This window comes from Streptomyces sp. NPDC007157 (genome assembly GCF_040634235.1).
Classification (GTDB): Bacteria; Actinomycetota; Actinomycetes; order Streptomycetales; family Streptomycetaceae; genus Streptomyces.
The window spans coordinates 416088-435923 of record NZ_JBEYFE010000003.1; the positions used below are offsets into that span (position 1 = coordinate 416088).

Sequence of the window (19836 nt, forward strand, 5' to 3'; positions counted from 1 at the left end):
AGAGTGGACCTACTGCTCCGGCTGACCAAGGAGCAGGCGAAGCAGTCCAGTTGGGGGAGACTGAGCTGCGATCCGGCGCCGCCCAGGCACGGGTCGTCGTCTGCCCGCGTGCGGCAGGGGCGGACGCGACCGTTCAGCCCCCCACGCTGCGAAGCCGGACGAAAGGCGCACGGCGATGGCCCCGCCCTCTCTCCCCCAGCCGCTCGACCGACTGCCCGACGACCGGATACCCGGCCTGCCCCGACCGGCCCTCGCGGCCGACGCCGAGGGCCCGCACCGCCCGTCGGACGCGACGGGCATCCCCCGACCACCCGGAGGCGAACGCCTCGGTCGACTCCCTGGGCCGCAAGGCCTCGACCGGTTCGCCTCCGGGGATCGGCCCGTCCCGCACAGCCTGGCGTTCGACCTGGCGCCGACGCCCCGGGCGGTGGGCAACGCCCGCCGCAGCGTGGGTGAGCTGCTGGCCTCGTGGGGCGTGTGCGAGGAGGCCTGCGACAACGCGGTCCTGGTGACCTCCGAACTGGTCACCAACTCCATCGTCCACTCGGCCGGCCGGCGGATCATCTGCCGGGTGCACGCCGTCCCCGACCGGATCCGTATCGAGGTCGAGGACCAGAGCGGGAGCTTCACGCTCCCGGCGCCCCGGCGGGCCAGACCCGACGAGCAGAACGGACGCGGACTGTTCCTGGTCGACGCGCTCAGCCTCGACTGGGGCGTCACGGTCGCGCCGGAGGGATCCTCCGCACGCGTCGTCTGGGCCGAGCTGTCGACGGCACCGGACTGACCTCCCCGCTTTCTCTCCCCCCACATCTCAGGAAGCACGTCGTCTCATGAACCATCCCCCCACGCCCGACCTCGCCGCCGACCCGTCCTGGACCCGCACCCGTCCGAAGCCCGGCCCCGAACAACCCCACACCACCCCGGCGGGCTGATCCGCTCCCCGTCCCGCCCCGCGGCCCGGGCCTCCCGCGAGGCCCGGGCCGTCGTGTGTCCATGGCGCACGCCCGGCACGGGATGCGGCCGTGGAGGTCGCGCCGCATGATCGGGGGAAGGGGCCCGCGGCGGAAGGCGGCACCTCGATGAAACCGACGGTCGACGAGGCCATCGCCCGCGTGGCCAGGGCCGCCGAGTGGACGCTCGTGGACACGGTGCCGCTGGACTTCGTCTGCCATCGCCCCCAGGGCATGGACCGGGCCGACGGCACCTTCTTCGTGAGCAGCTCGGAGGTCCTGCGGCCGGCCGGGGCCACCGCGGGCCCGGAGGGGCCGTCGCACACCCCGGGCACGGGCCGTGGGCACCTCTTCGAGATGAGCCGGCGGGGGCGGCTGCTGCGGCACTGGGAACTGGGCGAGGACACGTTCTACCACACCGGCGGTCTCACCCACGACGGGCAGTTCGTGTGGGTCGCGGTGGCCGAGGACCGGCCCGACTCGCGGTCCATCGTGTACCGCCTGGACCCGGCGGCCGGCGAGGTGGAGGAGATGTTCCGGTACCCGGACCACCTCCGGGACATCGCCCGCGACCCCGAGACCGGTCTGCTGCACGCGGCGACCTGGGGCGGCCGGCGGGTCCTGGTGCTGTCCACGGACGGCGAGCCCGTCGAAGGGGCCCCCGTGCCGAGCCGTCACGTCGGCGTCCAGGACTGCGCGGCGGTCACCGCCCTCTCCCCCGCCGGGCGCGCGGTCACCGTCAGGGCCGTGGACTTCGAGATCGCCGGCACCGACCGGCTCCGGCTGTACGCGCTGCCCGACGACTCCTCGGCACCGGGCGAGACGTGCCTGCTGGTCCTGGAGGCGGCGCTGCGCGGCTGACGCCGGGCACACCCGCGGTACGCCCGGCGGCCGGCCGCCGGTCAGTTCGTCGCGTGGGACAGCAACGCCGTCGCAGCGGAGCGCAGTTGGGCCGCAGCGGCCGCGCAGGCCGTCGCCTGCCGCTCCAGGGTGGTCCCGCTCCACTCCGGTGACTCGGCACAGCCGGCCAGGGTGACGGCGGCACCGCGCAGCCGTTGCGCGTAGCCGTCCATCCGGTCCGCGTCGACTCTCAGGTCGTCGACGTACGCGAGGAGTTCGGGGGCGGCGGTGGCGGGACGGGGTTCGGTCACCATGGGGGCGCACCTGTCTCGGGCTCAGCGCGGCAGCGGTGCGCCGGCGCTTCTGTGGGCGATGAACCGGGGGCTGGTCAGGACGAACCCGGGCCGGACGGCGTCGAGTTCGAGGATCTGGAGCTGGCGGGCCAGCGGCCCGTGCCCGCCGTCGAGCCGCAGCCGTACCCGGGGCCGGGTGTGGACGCGCGGTCGGCCGTCGGCGCGGACCAGGGTGCGTACGATGCTGTCGCCCCGGCGGCCGTAGAGCACCCAGTCCGCCTCCGGACAGCGCACACCGGGGCCGGGGTTGCCCTCGACGCTCAGGCCCAGCTCCGGTGCCTCGACCCGGAGTTCACGTCCTTGCAGGGCGACCTCGGCGGATCCGTGCACGGCCGGCTGGGCCCAGAGTTCCTCGGCCACCGCCCGCGCCTCCCGGGTGCCGACGGCGAGCGCGACGACGTACCGTCCGGTGCGGCGCAGGTCGACGCGGCGCAGCAGGTCCCTGGCGAGGTCGTACGCGTGCGGCCGCCACAGGTCGTCGACCAGGACGGACAGGCCGAGTTCGGTGTAGGGGCCGATGGTGGTGCAGCGGTGCTCGTACAGGGAGAGCACGGCCAGGGCGCGGCGGCCGAAGCGGGCGGGGACCATCCAGGTGACGTCCGGCAACAGGCTGCGGGCGACGTCCGCGTCGACCGGGTAGCAGAGGTGGGCGGCGGAGGAGTCGTAGTAGCGGACCGGCACGTCGACCGGGCCCGCCGAGGTGGGGACGCTGGTGGTGGGGACGGACAGCAGGGGGTAGCCCTGGGGAGGGCGGGCGCGGTCCCTGAGCCGGTAGACGCGGGTGCGTTCCACGGGGCCCCGGTAGGGGGTGAGGGCCCGGTCGACGTCCCGGGCGACCTGCGGGATCACCGTCTCCAGGTGGTCGATGTAGACGCGGAGCAGGTGGCAGCGCGGGAACTCGTGGTCGGGGCCGGAGTAGTCGGCCCGGTACCGGTTCGGGCGCGGGCCGCGGGCGGCGCCAGTGCCGCGGCCGTCCAGGGCCGGGACGATGTCGTGCCGGTTGGTGATGCCGGCGACCCAGGTGCGCGGGTCGGCGGGCTCCCGGTGGTCGGTCGGCGCGCCGACGGCGACCACGTGGGTGACCCGGTAGGCACGGCAGAACTCCTCGTCCTGGGCGAGGTTCAGCAGTGCGATCGCGCCCTCGCCGTGTCCGACGAGCGCGAGGTCGGCGCCGCGCGGGACGCCGTGGTCCCGGATCGCCAGCAGGATCGAGCGGGTGTAGGGCGAGTCGGTCATGAACAGGTTGCGCCAGGCATCGGCGAAGTCCTGCGGGGAGTCGCCGTGGGGGCGGCCGGGGGCCGTGCCGGGGGCCTGGACGACGTACCGGAGCACGCCGTCGGGGCCGCGTACCTCCTGGACCAGGACGCGGCCCTCGGCGTCGAGGACGTCCAGGTTGCGCAGGAAGGCGAGCAGGGAGCCCTCGGCGGCGATGCCCTGGGCCTCCCGGGCGGACGGTTCGACGGCCTGGACGGCGCCCTCGCCCCGGTCCTGGGCCGAGGGGTGGACGGCGCTGATGCCGCGCGCCGGGTCGGCGGTCAGCTCACGGCCGGCGGCGAGCGCCCAGGCGGTCTCGTCGTTGACCGGGTCCTCGCCCAACAGGCCGCGGACGGCGAGGAGTTCGGCCAGGATCGGGGCCAGCGCGGACAGCGCGTGCCGGGCGTCCTGGTCCTTGAAGAGGGTCCGCAGCGCGCGGACGGCCTCGAAGTCCCGGTCGGCGGTGACCGCGGCCGTCAGCCGGCGCATGCCCGGGTCGTGCCGGAACTCGGGGTGGTCGAGCAGGACTGCGGCGATCCTGAGCCGCAGCGAGGTGACCGCCACCAGCGCGGCCAGGGACTCCCGGCCCAGCGCCTCCCCCGCCGCGCCGAGCAGTCGGCCCACGCCGTCCGGTGCCACGATCGCCGCGCCGCCGAGCCCCTGCCTGTTGGTGAGCGCCCGCAGCAGTGCCCAGCGGGCGGCGTAGCCGGTGCGGGGACGGCGGCGCGCGGAACCCGTCAGCGCCGGGGCGAACAGGACGGAGCTGGTCCGTGCGCACACCTCGCGGATGCCCTCGGCGACGTCCACGACGTCACGGGCGCACTCCCGCAGCAGTTCCTCCGTGGGCGGCCCGGAGGCATGCCGGTGCGCTGCCATCCGGCGCTCCCTGGGATCGACGACATGGCCTGGTCCCATCGTGTGCCCTGGACCCGGTGCGCGCACCTTCGTCCATGCGGGTGACGGTGGGCGCCGCGCGGAGCCCGTCAGGCGTCGTCCGCGAGGCCGGCGGCGACGGTCGCGCCGAGTTCCCAGCACGCCTCGAGGTCGGCCTTGCCGGGCTCGCCCGTCACCGTGACCGGCTGGGCCGCCCGGCGCCAGCCGAGGCCGGTGGTGATGGAGTCGAGGGCGCGCAGGGCGCCGGTGACGTCGTTGCCACCGTGCACATAGGCGCCGAAGGGACGGCCCTGTGTCTCGTCCAGGCACGGGTAGTAGATCTGGTCGAAGAAGTGTTTGAGGGCGCCGGAGACATAACCGAGGTTGGCCGGGGTGCCGAGGAGGTAGCCGTCGGCCGCCAGCACGTCGGAGGCCGTCGCGGACAGCGCCGCCCGCCGCACGACCCGCACCCCCTCGATCTCCGGGGTCGTGGCCCCGGAGACCACGGCCTCGAACATGGCCTGGCAGTGCGGCGAGGGGGTGTGATGGACGATCAGCAAGGTGGGCACACCGGCACCCTGCCGTGCGCGGCCCGCCGACGGCAACCCGCGGGGCCGCCGGTCAGGGCTGTGCGGGCATGGTCCAGCAGTTGGAGACGGCCGGCAGGCCGGACAGCCGGGCGGTGAGCCAGGCGACGGCGTCGCCCTGGTCGGTCAGCAGGGGCCCGAAGTGGTTGAGCAGGGCGCGGCCCGCGTCCGGCAGCACGACCGGCACATAGGTCACGTCCGCGCCTTCGTCGCACCAGTCGACGGCGAGCCGGCGGGCCTGGGCGTGCGGGACGAGGTCGTCGCTGACGCCGGTCGCCAGCCGGACCGGGCTCGCCGGTGCCGTCCCGCCGATGCGCTGGTCGTCCAGGAACGCCTGGAGGGCGGGCTCCTCGCCGATGATCTCGGAGATGGAGCTGCCGTCGGTGGTCCAGGCGGTGCTGTGCTGGGAGCCGTAGGCGAGGATCGCGTCACCGACGCACATGGTGGACAGGTCGGTGAGGGCGGCCCGGCCCGCGGCGCCGAGGTGGGCGTCGACGATCGGCCGCAGCGCCGGGTCGGACTGGACGAAGCCGTTCACCGCCCAGCCGAGGGCGCCGGCCAGGTCCGTGCCGTCGATGGCCGCGGTGACGGCGGTGAGATCGGCGGGCGGCGCCCCGGCGTAGGTGCCGGAGAGGGTGACGTCCGGGGCGTAGTCGGGCTGGAGTTCGGCGGCCGCCGCGGTCGCGCCGCCGCCCTGGCTGTAGCCGAACAGGCCCACCCGCGAGGCGGCGGTGACCGTGGCGCCGGGGACGTTCCGGGCGGCGCGTACGGCGTCCAGGACCGCGTGGGCGCCGTCCAGCCGGTTGACGTAGGTGTGCAGCCGGTCGGTCGCGCCGAGCCCCACGTAGTCGGTGACGACGACCGCGACGCCCTCGGCGAGCAGCCGGTAGATCGACAGGTCCTCGTAACCGACGGACACTGTTCGCCCGTTGAGGAGCAGCGGGTGTTCCAGGCCCAGGGAGGCGGCGCACTGGTCGCCCTGGCCCATGGTGCCGGGCGCCAGGGCGACCAGCGGACGGGCGCCGGGGCCGAGCCAGGGCAGCGTCGGCTCGATGTAGGCGCCGGTGACCGCGACGGGGCCGCCCGCCGAGTCGGTGGACCTGTACATCAGCCGGGTCGCGCGGCCCGGCAGCGGACCGGGCAGGCTCGGCAGGCTCAGGGCCAGCGGGAGGGGTTCGGTGCGGATGAGGGTGCCGTCGGTGGCGGGGAGACCGGCGGGCGGATCGTAGAAGGCGGGGATGGTGACGCCCCGGGAGACCTCCGCCCGGGAGGCCGTGGCCTGCACGGTCTGTACACAGAGGCAGGCCGCGGCGGCGACGGCGGTGGCCAGCAGGCGGATGCGAACAGGCATGGGGGTACCTCCTTGACGTGCGGGACGTGGGAGGTGGCGCGGGGGTCTCCGACGGTAGCGAGCACCTTGTTACCCGCGGTAGCAGCCGTCAGGTTACGGTTCAGTAATATGACAGTCCGTCAACACAGACTCACCGGACCAAAACCCGTCCGGTCCTGTCGTAGCCCTCGATTACAGTGACCGGCCGGGGACGCCGAAGGGGAGGCAACGGGTGGGGACCCTGGGGAGAAGAGCCGTACCGCTCGCGCTGCTCGCGGGGCTGCTGACGGGGTGCGGGGTGTCGGCGCGCGCGACCGACGTCACGGACTCGGGGCAGGCGTCCAGCGGGGCGGCCCAGAGCGGGGGCACGGTCGGCGCCGCCGGTTCGGCCTGCGCGCTGCCGGTCACGTTCGACATCGCCCGCGGCTGGCGGGCGGACGCCGTCGACGGCCTGGCCGCGGACGCCTCGAACGGCACGGACGGCGACCTGGCCCAGAGCCTGCTGCGTCAGGGTCCGGTGACCCTGGCCTGCGAGATCGACGCCAAGCCCGCCGGGGCCATCGGCTTTCTGCGGGTGTCGACCGGAAAGCCGGGCAGCGGTGACGCCGGCGCGGTGCTGCGGGCCTTCGTGGCCGCCGAGAAGGGCACCGGCAAGGCCAGGTACCGGACCTTCACGTCCGGCGGGCTCACCGGGGTACGGGGCGACTACGTCTACACGAGCGAGCTGCTGGACGAGACCAAGAGGGAGTCCGCGCTGGCCGTGGTCACGCCCCGCGGACCCGTCGTCCTGCACCTGGGCGGGCTCGACAGCGCGGAGCACGACGAGATGCTCCCCGCGTTCGAACTCGCCCTGCGGACGCTGCGCTCCGCCTGACCCCGGGCACAGGGGTCAGGCGGAGCCGCGTCGACTCCGTCAGGCCGAGGCCGGACGGAGTCGCGTCGCACGCGTCAGGACGACCGCCACCGGGTGCGCCACAGCAGCACGAACCCGGCGGCCAGCAGCACTCCGCCGAAGAGGGCCGGCCACAGGTGGGCGCCGGTCTCGGCGAGATCGCCCTGGACGGCCTGCGGCTCGGTCTGGGGTGCGGTGGACGGCGCCTCCTGGCCCGCCGGGGCGGCGCCGGCCGTGGTCGCCGTGCCGGTCGGGGTCTCGGTCGCGGGCCGCTCGGTCGGCCGGCTGATGACACCGCCCCCCGTGCCCGACGACTTCTTGGGCGAAGCGCTCGTGTAGACCTGCGGCAGACCGGTGTCGCCGGCGGCGGTCTTCGTGGCGGACGGCTCGGCCGGGGGCTCGGAGGGCTGGGCACTCTCGGTCTCGGCCGGCGGGTCTGCCGGGGTCGCCGTGTCGCTCGGCTCGGTGACCGGGCTCGCCGACTCGGACGGCGGGTTCTCCGGGCTCGCCGACTCCGACGGGTCGGGGTCGGCGCTCTGCGACGGCGGCTGCTCGTCGGCCCCGGCCCCGCAGGTGCGGCCGGAGTTGATGCAGCCGACCATCTTCCGCATCAGGCTCTCGTCGAAGACGTTGATGAAGTCACCGTGGTCGGTCACCGGCTTGTGCAGCTGCTCGGGGAACGAGTCCACCGCGAACAGTGGAACCGTACGGCCGCCGTCCTGGAGGCTCGGTGCGTCGACGTCGTAGACGATGCGCTGCACCAGCTGCGGAATCGCCTGGAACCCGGCCGGGCAACTGCCGTCGGCCGCGGCGAACGCCACATGGGTGCGGTGGTTGGCGCTGTCGATGTTCCGGCCGTCCCAGCAGCTCTGGAACCTGAAGGTGCGCACGACGTCACTGCCCGAGGGGCAGAGCGGGTACTTGTCCTTGAGCTGCCGGTCCTCGAAACCGGTGCAGCTCCAGGAGGCGTTGGCGTTGGCCGGGCCGTTGACGAAGGCCTTGGCGTCGCCGGTGATGATGCGCAGCAGCCGGGGCATCTCGGTGACCTTGGAGGTCGGGTTGCCCTCGAAGGTGAGCGTGACCTTCTTCGCCGTCACGATCTGTCCGGCGTTGCCCTCGGTACCGCCGCCCGGCTTGTCGGCGTCCCGCTCCTGCTTGCCGTTCTGCAGCCGCAGCACGGGCCAGTAGTACGTGGACTTGTCGCCCTGGTCGGCACAGCTCGTGTCGGCGTTCGCGAGGTCGTCGTCGCTGGCGAAGGCGTTGTTGGACTGGTTGCCGATGTAGTCGTGGAAGTGGTGGGCGCCGTTGGAGACTCCGGGCGCCACGATCACGTTGTCCGAGTTGAACAGGCCGTTCGCGTTGACGCCGCAGCTGGAGGCGAAGGTGCCGGTGGAGCCGTCGGGCCGCTCGGCCGGGGTCGTGACATTGGGCTGGACGGTGGTGATGTCGGCGTAGTCGGCGGCGACGGGGCCGTTGCCGCCCTGGCCGCCGATGCCCGCGCCGGCACTTGCACTGGCACTGGCACTGGCGCTCTGGCTCGGTGTGGCGCCGTCCTGCGGCGACGCCGACTGCCCGGCGCCCTGGTCCGAGGAGCGCAGGGTGCAGGCGGCGAGATCGTCGAGGCCCTGCGGGCGGTCGCCCTCGCGGCCGATGGCGTCGGCGATGCGCTGAAGGGACTCCGACCGCTTCTCCTTCAGCGGATCGAGGATCGTCTGGTCGGCGAGGCCGGGGTTCTGCTGGATCGCCGCGGCCGACTCCTTGAGCTGCTGGTAGGCGGCCACGATCTGCTGGTCCAGCTGGGCGAGTTCACCGTCGACGTCCTCCCGGGCCGCGTCGGGCACGTCCGTCAGCCGGCTGCCGACGTCGGGGCAGTAGACGGTGGGCGCGGACAACACCTGAGCGGTGGCGGTCTGCCCGGACTGGTCCGATTCGGTGGCCGAGGCGTAGACGTTCACCGCGACCAGTGTTCCGCCGCCGAGCATCAGGGCGACCGCTGCGAAGGTCGCGCGTTGTGCGCCGGTCGGGCGTCTGCGCCTGTTGGGTCTCAAGGTCGTTCCCCTGCATGTCGTGGTCGGCCGGGCATGGAAATCCCCCGCCCTATACGCGGCGCGGCGCCACCGTGTTCAACGACCCCACGAATTCACGGTGACCTCACAGGAAGCAGCCCCTCGGGCCGCCGCCGGTCCAGCTCCGACGGGCGTACGACGGCGATCGCCACGCCGGCGAAATACCGTCCCGCGACGGCCGGTTGTCGAACGCTACGACGAACATCACAATTACGTATCGGACATTACGCACTTCAACCTTCACACGAGTGACACAAGTTGGCTAAGTTGACGGGCAAGCCGTTCGGCTCCCCCCGGCGAATCCCGTCGGGCCGCGCGGCCTCCGCCTAATCCGGTGCCCAACGGGGCGATCCGGAGCCGGGGACCCAACCGAACCACTGGGGTGAATCGGCCGACTGCCCTGAGGGGCAAGGGCCGTAGGGCATGCCTTCCGGATCGACCCGCCCGAACCCGACAGCTAACTCGGTAGGCGGAGCACGGAAGGAGCACGACCCCCATGGCGTCCGAGAGCCGTGACGAGGTTCGACAGCGGATCGACAGCCTCTACGACCAGGCAGAGAACGCCACCGGGAACTACAACGCCACACGTGCGATGAACGGGGGCTCGCGGTCCCGCGGTGTCCCGCTGTTCAAGCGGCCCCGGCGCGACGACCCGGGCCTCGACAACATCGCCAAGGAGTGGTTCGACAGCGCACGCTCGCGGCTGGGACCGAGTGTCCCGGCGGCCCTGCCCGCCGACCGGCTGCCCGCCCGCCCCGGCCCGCGACGGCCCGTCAGCGCGATGGCGGCCGACCTGCTCGGCCAGTTGGAGGGCTCCGACCCGTCCCGGCCGGAACTGACCGCGGGGCCGTCCGCGAACAGCGACATCGAGGTCGTCCGCGAACTGACGGAGCGCCCGAAGCTGGAACTGACGGCCGGGTCCCCCGCGGCACTGCCCCCGGGACCGTCGAGCGCGGCCAAGGCGCTGCCCGCGGCCGCGCCGCGGCGGGCCACACCGGGCACGTCCAAGACCAAGAGCCAGCTGAAGATCGCCAAGGCGCGCGAGGTGCTGTCGCAGCGCACCGGACAGCGTGCGATCGCGGCGCTCGAACCGGCCGCGCCCGCCCCGGCTCCGCAGGCGGCCCCGGCCGCCCAGACCTCCTGGCCCACGCCCGAGGCCCAGGTCCCGGCGCAGCAGTGGCCGGCTCCCGCCGGTATGCCCGGCCAGTACGGCGACACCGGCTCCTTCCGGACCGACGCCCTGACCGGTACCGGCGCCTTCCCGGCGGTGACCGTGACGGAGACGGGCGCCATCCCGGTGGTGCCCGCGACGGACACCGGCGCCTTCCGGGTCATGTCCCCGGGCGCCGCCCAGCCCATGTCCCCGGCGGACACGGGCGGCTTCCGCATCATGACTCCGGGCGCCGCCCAGCCCATGTCCCCGGCGGACACGGGCGGCTTCCCGGCCGTGCCCCCCATGGACGCGGGTGCGATGCCCGCCGCGAGCCCGGGCGACACCGGTTCCTTCCGGGTCATGACCCCGGGCGCCACGGGCACGTTCCCGATGCCGGCCGACACGGGTGCGTTCCCGACCGCGACGCCCACGAACACGGGGGCGTTCCCGACCGCCGCCCCCACGAACGCGGGCGCCTTCCCCACCGCCGCGCCCACGAACATGGGCGCCTTCCCGACCTCCGCCCCCACCGACACGGGGGCCTTCGCCACCGGCGCGCCCGCCATGCCGGCCGCGGCGGTCCCGGGCACGATGGGCACCGGTTCCTTCCCGGGCATGGCGCCGGACGCGACCGCCGCCTACCTCGGCGCACCCCCGGCCGCCGCGGAGACCGCTTATCCCACCGCCGCGTACGCCATGCCGACCGCCGCGATGCCGACCGCCGCGTACGCCATGCCGACCGCCGCCACACCGTCGGCCGCCGCGTACGCCATGCCGACCGCCGCCACACCGTCGGCCGCCCTGCCGTGGGCCGACTACGGCACCGGCGCCTTCCCCGCGGCGCCCGCCGCCGACCTGGGCGCCTACGCCGCCGGAATGCAGCCCGCTGCCGCCGCCTACGCCACCGCACCGGCCACGACCGCGCTCGATGGACCGATGCCCACGGCGGTGATACCCACCGCGGTGACGGACCCGCCGTGGGCGATGATGGCCTCCCCCGCCGTGCTGACCTCGCCTCCCATGGCGACGGCCACCGCCGCCCCGGCCCCGCTCCCCACCGCGCCTGTCCCCACCACCCCCGTCCCGACGGCGCCCCCGGTGGTCACCACCCCCGTCCCGACGGCGCCCCCGGCCGCCTACCCGACCGCACCCGTCCCCACCGCACCCCCGGTCGCCTACCCCGCGGCGGCCGTCACCGACACCGGCTCCTTCCTCGTGCCCGGTGCCGCGGCCGAGCCCGGCAAGGCCATGAAGGCGCTGGCGTTCGCCCGGGCACAGATCGGGCGGCCCTGTGTCTGGGGCGCGACCGGGCCGGAGTCGTACGACTGCTCCAGCCTCACCCAGGCCGCCTGGCGCGCCGCCGGCGTGTCGCTGCCGCGCAGCGCGCCGGACCAGACGTTCGCCGGCACCCCGCTGACGCTGGCCGCCATCGAGCCCGGTGACCTGGTCTTCTTCTTCGACAACGACAGCCACGTCGGGGTCTACGCGGGCAACGGCATGATGGTCCACGCGCCGAGCCCGGGGGCGTCCATCCGCGAGGAGTCGATCTACACCGCCGGGGAGTCGGCGATCCACCGGGTGGTTCGCCCGGCCTGAACCCCGGCCGTCGGGTTCGTCGGGGTCAGACCCTCCGTCGCCGCGTGCGCCAGCTCTCGTGGTGGTCCAGGAGGGTCTCCTCGACGGGCCGGTAGGTGAGGCCCAGGTCCTGGACGCCCCGGCTGTTGTCGACGCGGAAGCGGATGCCGAGGTGCTTGCGTATGTAGTCCTGGGTGAGGCCGAAGGAGGGGCCGAGGATCCGTACCGGCCAGTGCGGGAGCGCGGTGCGCGGCAGACGCGGATCCCGGGGACGGCGGGTGCGGATGATCCGGGACATCTCGTGGAAGGACGTCATCGTCTCGTTGGCCACGATGTAACGGCCGCTCGCCGCCGGGTTCTCCGCCGCCGCGATGTGCGCGTCGGCCACGTCGCGGACGTCCGCGGTGGTGAAGCTGAAGTCCGGGGCGCCGTAGCAGAAGTAGCCCTTGAACAGCTCGTCCAGCAGGAACAGGCTGCCGGACTCGGAGGCGGGCGTGAGCGAGGGGCCCAGTATCAGGCCGGGGTTGACGGAGACCATGCGCCAGCGGTCCTGGGCGGCCTCGGCGTCCCAGGCGGCGCGCTCGGCGACCGTCTTGGCGTAGTGGTAGGGGTTGCCGGCCACCGTGCTGGTGGTGTTGAAGTACTTCTCCGTCAGGATCCCGCCGGCCATCTCACGGACGTCGGAGTAGTCGCCGAAGATCGCACCGACGGTGGAGGTGAAGACCAGGGTCGCCACGTCCGGGGCGCGGTCCACGCTCGCGAGCACGTTGCGGGTGCCCAGCAACGCCGGGTCCACCACGTCCCGGCGGCCGTCCCTGATCCGCTCCGGCATCAGGAACGGCGAGGCCACGTGGAAGACGGTCGCACAGCCGCGGAACGCCTCGTCGAAGGAACCGTCCTTGAGCAGGTCCGCCTCGAACAGGGCGAGCCGGCCGGGGAAGGCCTCCTGGAGCTCCCACAGGGGCCGGACCTTGGCCGCGTCACAGGCGCTGCGGACGGTCGCGTGCACCCGGTAGCCCCGCTGCAGCAGCCTGCGCACCAGATGGCTGCCGACGAATCCGCTGCCGCCGGTGACCGCGACGGTCGTCTCCCCGCGTGCGTCCACGCTCTCACCCCTCGCCCTCCGGTCACCGTGCCTCGGTGCGCCGCAGAGGACAGGTTGGTGCATGCCCGGGGCGGCCGCCAAGCACCGGGACGGGAGCTGTATCGTCTCCTGGCCATAAGCGGGACCCGACAGAAGTCATAAGTTCGTCTTATGAGGTCATAGACCGGACCCGCGTACTAACTTAGGACTGCCTTAGTTTAGGCTTCCCGTTCGAGATCGAATGTCCTCACTCGAAGGGAACCTGATCATGCCGCGCCCCCTGCGGGTAGCCATCGTCGGAGCCGGCCCCGCCGGGATCTACGCCGCCGACGCCCTGCTCAAGTCCGAGGTGGCCGCCGAGCCCGGCGTGTCCATCGACCTCTTCGAGCGGATGCCCGCCCCGTTCGGCCTGATCCGTTACGGCGTCGCCCCCGACCACCCCCGCATCAAGGGCATCATCACGGCCCTGCACCAGGTGCTCGACAAGCCGCAGATCAGGCTCTTCGGCAATGTGGACTACCCGACCGACATCAGCCTCGACGACCTGCGCTCCTTCTACGACGCGGTGATCTTCTCGACCGGCGCGACGGCCGACCGCGAGCTGCGCATACCCGGCATCGAGCTGGACGGCTCCTACGGCGCGGCCGACTTCGTCTCCTGGTACGACGGCCACCCGGACGTGCCGCGCACCTGGCCGCTGGAGGCCGAGAAGGTCGCCGTCCTCGGCGTCGGCAACGTGGCCCTGGACGTGGCCCGCATCCTCGCCAAGACCGCCGACGAGCTGCTGCCGACCGAGATCCCGCCGAACGTCCACGACGGTCTGAAGGCCAACAAGGCCCTCGAGGTGCACGTCTTCGGCCGCCGTGGCCCGGCGCAGGCGAAGTTCTCCCCGATGGAGCTGCGCGAGCTGGACCACTCCCCCAACATCGAGGTCATCGTCGACCCCGAGGACATCGACTACGACGCGGGCTCGATCGAGACCCGGCGCGGCAACAAGCAGGCCGACATGGTCGCCAAGACCCTGGAGAACTGGGCGATCCGCGATGTCGGCGACCGCCCGCACAAGCTCTTCCTGCACTTCTTCGAGTCGCCGACCGAGATCCTCGGCGAGAACGGCAAGGTCACCGGCCTGCGCACCGAGCGCACCGCCCTGGACGGCACCGGCAACGTCAAGGGCACCGGGGAGTTCAAGGACTGGGAGCTCGGCACGGTCTACCGCGCGGTCGGCTACCTCTCCGACAAGCTGCCCAAGCTGCCCTGGGACATCGACTCGGGCACGGTCCCGGACCAGGGCGGCCGCGTCATCGAGGAGAGCGGCAACCACCTCCGGTCGACGTACGTCACCGGCTGGATCCGCCGCGGCCCGGTCGGTCTGATCGGTCACACCAAGGGCGACGCCAACGAGACGGTCTCCAACCTGCTGGACGACTTCGCGAACGACCGGCTGCACACTCCCGAGTCGCCCGCGCCGCAGGCCGTCGACGCCTTCCTCGCCGAGCGGAACGTCCGCTTCACCACCTGGGAGGGCTGGTACCGGCTGGACGCCGCCGAGCGGGCGCTGGGCGAGCCGCAGGGCCGCGAGCGGGTGAAGCTCGTCGAGCGCGAGGACATGCTCCGGGAGAGCGGCGCGTGACACGACGCTGAACCGCTCGAAGGGCTCGAAGGGCTCAAGGGGGCCGACGGATCGCCGTCGGCCCCCTCACCTGTTCACCGTCGGCCGGGCGAACGGGGCCCGCCCCGATGCGGATGGACGAGCAGACCCCGTTCGCCGCACCATTGTCCGGAATCCGCCTGGTCGGGGACACAGGTGAACCGGCGTCGCACGACGCACACGGTGCACACCCCGGGTGCGGGGCGCATTCCCCGTGCGCGGGCGGCCCCAACCCTGTGTAACACGCTCCCGAGCGGTGATACTGGAACGCACACCCCGCTCCCATCAGCAGATTGGCCCATGTCGAACTCCGCCACCGACCGCGCCGTCCTTCCGCCGACCGTCTGGGCCGCCCGCGGGCGCCACACGGGCCCGGACTCCGAGGAGGTGATCCGCCGGATCCTGCGCCGCCGCAAGGAGACCGGCGCCCTCGACGACTTCGCCGAACCCGCCGTGCCCGCCGTGCCCGCCGTGCCCGCCGATTCCGCCGTGCCCGGGGAATCCGGCCCGCGGATCTTCGAGGCGCGCTGGCGCGTCGACGACGGCACGGTGACGGTGCGCGCCCGGCTGACCCTGGTGGCCCAGGCGGCCGGACGGGAGTGGCAGCTCGTCGCCGAGGCCGAGCGGCCCTGGGACGAGGCCTGGCCCTCTCCGGCGACGGTGTTCTGGCCCGACGGCGACGAGGCCGGGGACGGCGGCGAGGCCGCGTGGGACTACCACCCGGCCGTCGCGGGCCTGCGAATGCGCACGGTCAACCCGCTGCCCGCCGACGACAAGGACATGCGGCGAGTACTGCGCGAGGCCGCGAAGGACGCCTGGTGCGTCAACCTCGTGGTGCACGAGGCGATGACGCCCGACGCGCTCGGCCGGCAGCCGCTGGTCCGGCAGCTGCCGCCCGGCCTCGCCCACCGTGTCGTGGAGCACCGGGCCACGCCCCAGCAGTTCCGTGCCGTCAACTGGGCGGTGCGCGACCTCGGCGTCGAGGTGCCGCGCGGCGGTGCCGTGCTGCTGCCCCCGGATCCGGCACCGTCCGGCTACGACGCGCGGGAGTACGCGGTGCGCAGCGTCTTCCTGGACGGCTCGGAGTCCACCGAACTGATCGCCGTGCTGCGCCGGTTCGCCGCGCTGTCCAAGCCCGCGCCGCAGGGCGCCGAGGAGGCGCTGGCCGATCTGCGCGACAACTGGACCCTGATGACGCTGGAGGAGGAGCTCGCCCGCGAACGCGAGCGGGTCGCGCAGTACGCCGAGGCCCTGGAGGCCATGACCAGGTCCCGCGACCTGTACCGGGAGGCCGCCGCGCGGGCCGACGAGGCGCTCGCCGCCCTCCGTGACACTCCCGCCCCCGCCGTACCGGCCTCCCAACCCGGCTCGCCCTTCCAGCAGTTGACCCGGGTCTTCAAGGGCCTGCGGCCACCGAAGGATAGTGCCGGGCCGGCGGTCATGCCCGAGGACGAAACCGGGAAGACGGACCACTGAGGAGTCCCGGGCCGGACCGGGGCAGGACGGCAGGACAGCCATGGACACCACCACGACCGTGCTCGTGATCTGCGCGATCGTCGCGGCGGCCCTGCTCGCCGGGGCGGTCACCGTGCTCGTACGACTGGTCCGCACCCGGCGCACCCTGCGCCGGGCCGGGCTGCCCACCGGACCGCGCTGGGTGTTCTGGGGCGCCGTCCTGTACCTGGTGCTGCCGACCGACCTCCTCCCCGACCCGATCTACCTGGACGACATCGGCGTCCTCCTGCTGGCCCTGCGCTCGATGCGCGCGGCCCGGGTGCTGCCGACGGAGGAGCCCGAACTCTGAGCCGCCCAGGGCATGATGGGCTGATGCGAACCACGTTCACCGGTGTCTCCGGGCTCTCCTCGCCGCCCGATGTCGCCGTGGTCGTCGACGTGATGCGGGCGTTCACCGTGGCGGCCGGGGCCTTCCGGCGGGGTGCGGAGCGAATCGTCTTCGCCGAAACCCTCGACGAGGCGCTGGAGTTGAAGGCCCGCCACCCGGGCTGGCTGGCCTTCCAGGACGGTCCGGTGGTGCCGGGCTTCGACCTGGCCAACTCACCGGCCCGGCTGCGCTCGCTGGACGTCGCGGGCCGCACCGTCGTCCAGCGGACCACCGCCGGGACGGCCGGGGCGCTGGCCGTCGCCGGGGCCCGGCTGCTGCTGTGCGCGAGTTTCGTGGTCGCCGGGGCCACCGCCGCCGTCCTGCGGCGGGAACGGCCCGCGGAGGTCACCTTCGTCGTCACCGGGGACGGCGGGCGGGCCGAGGAGGACCTGGCCTGCGCCCAGTACATCGCCGGGCGGGTGGCCGACGACGGCCTCGACCCGGGTCCGTTCGTGGACCGGGCCCGGAACTCCGAAGCCGCCGCGCGGCTCGCCGAGGGGGTGCGGCTCGGCTGGGAGGGCATCCACCCCGAGGACGTACCGCTGTGCCTGGAGACGGACGCCTTCCCGTTCGCCATGGCCGCCGCCCGGGAGAACGGTCACCTGGTGCTGCGCCCGGTCGCCGACGGCTGAGCCGGCGCTCCGCGAGGAGCAACCGGTCGGTGCCGCCCGGGTGCGTTCCGTGGGCGTCGTGGCGCATTCTTGCTGTGTCCCCACCCGGCGGTGCACGGACGAGGTAGGACCGGATGACTGGGAGCGGCGAGCACCTGGGCCGGGCGCGTGAACGGCTGACCGCGCTGCTGGTCGACGCCTCGACCGGCGCCCTGGACGCGGCCGGCGGCCACGTAGCCGGGGTGTACCTGCGCGCCGACGCCCCCGGGCTGCTGCGGCTCGCGACGCTGGTGGGGCTGCCCGGCCCGCTGTTCCGGCCCTGGTGGCGGCTGCACATGGACCGGCCCTTCCCGGTCGCGGACGCCTACCGGCTCGGGGTACGGGTCGTGCTGCCCAACGCCACCGAGATGGTGCGCCGCTACCCCCAGTTCGCGGCCGGGCTGCCGTTCCAGTTCGGATCGGTGTACACGCCCGTGCCCGGGGCCGCGCCGTCCTTCGGGGTGCTCACCGTGCTGCGTCCGGCGGTCCCGGACGCGGAGGACGAGCTGCCCGGCCTGGACCACCTGGGCCGGCTGGCCGAGGACCTGGGCGCCGGGCTGCGCGCGCTGGTGGCCGAGGAGGGCGACGCGGCGGTCGCCTGGGAGGGCGAGCCGGTGTGCGTACACCCGCCCACGACGCGTCCGGGGACGGCCCGCGCCGGGCGTTTCACCTGGGATCCGGCCACCTCGGCGGTGTCCGCGGACGACCGGCTGCACGCCCTGCTCGGCGTTTCGCCGAAGGACTTCCCCGCCACCGGCGCCGAACTGGCGGCGGCCGTGACGCCCACCGACGCCCACCAGGTCCTGACCGCGCTGCGCGAGACCGCGGCCGGCCGCCCGCCGGAGTCCCCGCTGCGGGTGCGGGCCGCGGACGGCGCCCCGCGCCTGCTGGAACTGTGGCGGCCGCCCGGCGCCCCGGACCCGCCCCTGGTCTTTGGGGTCGTCGTCGACCCGGGCCCGACCGGGTTCGCCGACAGGGTGGCCGATCTGCTCCCCCAGGGTGTGTTCTGCCTGGACCGCTCGGGGCTGCTGCGCTACGTCAACCCGGCGGCCGCCCGCCTGACCGGCCGGCCGCCCGCCGAGCTGCTCGGGCGGCCCGTGTGGGAGGTCATGCCGTGGCTGGGCGGATCACCGTACGACGACCACTGGCGCGGTGCGCTGCTCTCCCCCGACCCGGTGCACTTCCAGGTCCGCCACGGGGACACCGGCGAGGGCGACTGGCTCGCCCTGTCCCTGCACCCCGGCCCCGACGTCGTCACCGGCACGGTCGTCCCCACCAACCGGATCGACCCGGCCGTGACCCTGCCGAGCCCGCCGGAGCCGGGTGCGGCGGGCGGTCCGGCCGTCGTCGGCGGCGCCCCGACGGCCCCGCTGTACCGGCCGATCGCCCTGGCCATCGCACTGACCGACGCGGTGACCGCACGCCAGGTGTCGGCGGTGGTGATGCAGGAGCTGCTCCCGGCCTTCGGCGGCCGCCGACTGGCCATCTACCTCCTCCAGGACCGGCATCTCTACCTGGCCTGGGAGTACGGCTTCCCGCCGGGCTTCCTCGCCCCCTTCGACGGGGTCGGTCTCGACGCCCGAATCCCCGGCGTCGAGACCCTCACCACCGGCAGACCGCTGTTCTTCGAGTCGATGCGGGGGCTGGCGGACACCTACCCGGGCCTCGCCCTGGACGCCGACGTGGGCGCCCGCGCCTTCCTGCCGCTGATCGCCTCCGGTCGCCCGGTCGGCTCCTGCATCCTCGGCTTCGACGTCGAGCGCGGCTTCACCACCGAGGAGCGCACCGTCCTCACGGCGCTCGCGGGCCTGATCGCGCACGCGATGGAGAAGGCCCAGCGGTACGACACCGAGGCCGCCCTCGCCCGCGGACTCCAGCAGGCGCTGCTGCCCCGCCGGCTGTCGGCCCACCCGGGGGTGGAGACCGCCGGCCGCTATCTGCCGGGCACCCAGGGCATGGACGTGGGCGGAGACTGGTACGACGTGGTCGAGGCCGGCGACGGACTGGCCCTGGTCATCGGGGACGTCCAGGGACACGGGGTGCAGGCGGCGGCCACCATGGGCCAGCTGCGCAGCGCGGTACGGGCGTTCGCGCTCGGCGACCGGCCGCCCGACGAGGTGCTGTGCGGCACCAACCATCTGCTCATCGATCTCGACCCGGGCCAGTTCGCCAGCTGCTGCTATCTGCGCCTGGACCCCGCCACCGGACTGGCCCGGGTCGCCCGGGCAGGTCATCCGCAGCCGCTGCTGCGCGCCCCGGACGGCCGCACCCGCGTCCTGGAGATCCCCGGCGGAGTGGTGCTCGGCGTGGACCCGCGGGCCCGGTATCCGGTGACCGAGCTGGAGCTGGAGCCGGACGCGATCCTCGCCCTTTACACGGACGGGCTGGTGGAGCGGCCGGGCGAGGACATCGACGACGGCATCACGGCGCTGCGGCTGGCCCTGGCCGAGGCCGGGGCGGCGCCGGGCCGGCGCGGCGGCCGATCACTGGCCGGGGTGGCCGACCGGCTCACCGCCACGGCCCGGCACGCCACCGACCGGCCCGACGACGTGGCGCTGCTGCTCGCCACCCGCCGCCGGGCGCCCGGGGACCGGCCATGACCCGACACGACGGGGCATCGGGCCGGTTGCCTCCGGAGACCCTCTCGCCTCGCAGGGCCGGGCAGTGTAGACATGGGCTCATGGTCCGTCTGCCCG

General features: G+C 74.1%; 15 protein-coding genes and 1 riboswitch. Of the genes, 9 read left to right on the forward strand and 6 right to left on the reverse strand.

Annotation, left to right across the window (positions count from 1 at the left end; translation table 11 throughout):
- The first annotated feature begins 175 nt into the window (after window positions 1-175).
- Window positions 176-784 (forward strand): ATP-binding protein, encoded by a 609-nt coding sequence (locus tag ABZ642_RS07420; protein WP_360478579.1) that lies wholly within the window; start codon window positions 176-178, stop codon window positions 782-784.
- A 295-nt stretch (window positions 785-1079) separates the two neighbouring features.
- On the forward strand, window positions 1080-1811 hold the full coding sequence (locus ABZ642_RS07425; RefSeq protein WP_360478582.1) for a DUF6454 family protein: 732 nt from the start codon (window positions 1080-1082) through the stop codon (window positions 1809-1811).
- A 41-nt stretch (window positions 1812-1852) separates the two neighbouring features.
- Here the strand turns inward: ABZ642_RS07425 and ABZ642_RS07430 are convergent, their stop codons facing one another.
- The 4 genes from ABZ642_RS07430 to ABZ642_RS07445 form a co-directional block, all read right to left on the reverse strand.
- Complete coding sequence (locus ABZ642_RS07430; RefSeq protein ID WP_360478585.1) at window positions 1853-2104, reverse strand: hypothetical protein; 252 nt, start codon at window positions 2102-2104, stop codon at window positions 1853-1855.
- Between the two features lie 21 nt (window positions 2105-2125).
- On the reverse strand, window positions 2126-4273 hold the full coding sequence (locus tag ABZ642_RS07435) for a hypothetical protein (protein WP_360478588.1): 2148 nt from the start codon (window positions 4271-4273) through the stop codon (window positions 2126-2128).
- A 107-nt stretch (window positions 4274-4380) separates the two neighbouring features.
- Window positions 4381-4839: an NAD(P)H-dependent oxidoreductase gene (locus ABZ642_RS07440; RefSeq protein WP_360478591.1), complete on the reverse strand. Its 459-nt coding sequence runs from the start codon at window positions 4837-4839 to the stop codon at window positions 4381-4383.
- A 52-nt stretch (window positions 4840-4891) separates the two neighbouring features.
- Window positions 4892-6208 carry a lipase family protein gene (locus ABZ642_RS07445; RefSeq protein WP_360478594.1) on the reverse strand — a complete coding sequence of 439 codons (1317 nt, stop codon included), beginning with the start codon at window positions 6206-6208 and terminating at the stop codon, window positions 4892-4894.
- 211 nt (window positions 6209-6419) lie between these two features.
- Here ABZ642_RS07445 and ABZ642_RS07450 point away from each other — a divergent pair, with 211 nt between their 5' ends.
- A complete protein-coding gene (locus ABZ642_RS07450; protein WP_360478597.1) occupies window positions 6420-7061 on the forward strand; it encodes a lipoprotein in 642 nt (213 codons plus the stop codon).
- A 74-nt stretch (window positions 7062-7135) separates the two neighbouring features.
- On the opposite strand, the gene ABZ642_RS07455 is transcribed toward ABZ642_RS07450, so the two are convergent.
- Entirely contained in the window at window positions 7136-9061 is a 1926-nt protein-coding gene (locus ABZ642_RS07455) for a DUF1996 domain-containing protein (RefSeq protein WP_360478923.1), read from the reverse strand.
- A gap of 397 nt (window positions 9062-9458) precedes the next feature.
- A riboswitch (cyclic di-AMP (ydaO/yuaA leader) is annotated at window positions 9459-9633 on the forward strand.
- An 8-nt stretch (window positions 9634-9641) separates the two neighbouring features.
- Between ABZ642_RS07455 and ABZ642_RS07460 the strand changes: the two genes are divergently transcribed.
- Window positions 9642-11894 (forward strand): NlpC/P60 family protein, encoded by a 2253-nt coding sequence (locus ABZ642_RS07460; protein WP_360478600.1) that lies wholly within the window; start codon window positions 9642-9644, stop codon window positions 11892-11894.
- Between the two features lie 25 nt (window positions 11895-11919).
- On the opposite strand, the gene ABZ642_RS07465 is transcribed toward ABZ642_RS07460, so the two are convergent.
- Window positions 11920-12978 carry an NAD-dependent epimerase/dehydratase family protein gene (locus tag ABZ642_RS07465; RefSeq protein WP_360478603.1) on the reverse strand — a complete coding sequence of 353 codons (1059 nt, stop codon included), beginning with the start codon at window positions 12976-12978 and terminating at the stop codon, window positions 11920-11922.
- Between the two features lie 247 nt (window positions 12979-13225).
- Here ABZ642_RS07465 and ABZ642_RS07470 point away from each other — a divergent pair, with 247 nt between their 5' ends.
- The 5 genes from ABZ642_RS07470 (at window position 13226) to ABZ642_RS07490 (ending at window position 19740) form a co-directional block, all read left to right on the forward strand.
- Window positions 13226-14590, forward strand: coding sequence for an FAD-dependent oxidoreductase (locus ABZ642_RS07470; RefSeq protein WP_360478606.1), 1365 nt, complete (start codon window positions 13226-13228; stop codon window positions 14588-14590).
- A gap of 318 nt (window positions 14591-14908) precedes the next feature.
- Window positions 14909-16084, forward strand: coding sequence for a hypothetical protein (locus ABZ642_RS07475; protein ID WP_360478609.1), 1176 nt, complete (start codon window positions 14909-14911; stop codon window positions 16082-16084).
- A gap of 40 nt (window positions 16085-16124) precedes the next feature.
- A complete protein-coding gene (locus ABZ642_RS07480; RefSeq protein ID WP_351696789.1) occupies window positions 16125-16412 on the forward strand; it encodes a DUF1232 domain-containing protein in 288 nt (95 codons plus the stop codon).
- Between the two features lie 23 nt (window positions 16413-16435).
- Complete coding sequence (locus ABZ642_RS07485) at window positions 16436-17122, forward strand: 2-phosphosulfolactate phosphatase (RefSeq protein WP_360478612.1); 687 nt, start codon at window positions 16436-16438, stop codon at window positions 17120-17122.
- Between the two features lie 113 nt (window positions 17123-17235).
- Window positions 17236-19740, forward strand: a complete 2505-nt coding sequence (locus ABZ642_RS07490; RefSeq protein ID WP_360478615.1) for a SpoIIE family protein phosphatase — start codon at window positions 17236-17238, stop codon at window positions 19738-19740.
- Window positions 19741-19836: the final 96 nt, after the last annotated feature.

What these genes read in the sequence shown, in the direction of transcription:
- ABZ642_RS07485 (WP_360478612.1), top strand. Translation starts at nt 16,436, where the DNA reads ATGCGAACCACGTTCACCGGTGTCTCCGGGCTCTCCTCGCCGCCCGAT.
- ABZ642_RS07460 (WP_360478600.1), top strand. Translation starts at nt 9,642, where the DNA reads ATGGCGTCCGAGAGCCGTGACGAGGTTCGACAGCGGATCGACAGCCTC.
- ABZ642_RS07475 (WP_360478609.1), top strand. Translation starts at nt 14,909, where the DNA reads ATGTCGAACTCCGCCACCGACCGCGCCGTCCTTCCGCCGACCGTCTGG.
- ABZ642_RS07455 (WP_360478923.1), bottom strand. Translation starts at nt 9,061, where the DNA reads ATGCTCGGCGGCGGAACACTGGTCGCGGTGAACGTCTACGCCTCGGCC.
- ABZ642_RS07420 (WP_360478579.1), top strand. Translation starts at nt 176, where the DNA reads ATGGCCCCGCCCTCTCTCCCCCAGCCGCTCGACCGACTGCCCGACGAC.
- ABZ642_RS07490 (WP_360478615.1), top strand. Translation starts at nt 17,236, where the DNA reads ATGACTGGGAGCGGCGAGCACCTGGGCCGGGCGCGTGAACGGCTGACC.
- ABZ642_RS07470 (WP_360478606.1), top strand. Translation starts at nt 13,226, where the DNA reads ATGCCGCGCCCCCTGCGGGTAGCCATCGTCGGAGCCGGCCCCGCCGGG.
- ABZ642_RS07430 (WP_360478585.1), bottom strand. Translation starts at nt 2,104, where the DNA reads ATGGTGACCGAACCCCGTCCCGCCACCGCCGCCCCCGAACTCCTCGCG.
- ABZ642_RS07445 (WP_360478594.1), bottom strand. Translation starts at nt 6,208, where the DNA reads ATGCCTGTTCGCATCCGCCTGCTGGCCACCGCCGTCGCCGCCGCGGCC.
- ABZ642_RS07480 (WP_351696789.1), top strand. Translation starts at nt 16,125, where the DNA reads ATGGACACCACCACGACCGTGCTCGTGATCTGCGCGATCGTCGCGGCG.
- ABZ642_RS07425 (WP_360478582.1), top strand. Translation starts at nt 1,080, where the DNA reads ATGAAACCGACGGTCGACGAGGCCATCGCCCGCGTGGCCAGGGCCGCC.
- ABZ642_RS07435 (WP_360478588.1), bottom strand. Translation starts at nt 4,273, where the DNA reads ATGGCAGCGCACCGGCATGCCTCCGGGCCGCCCACGGAGGAACTGCTG.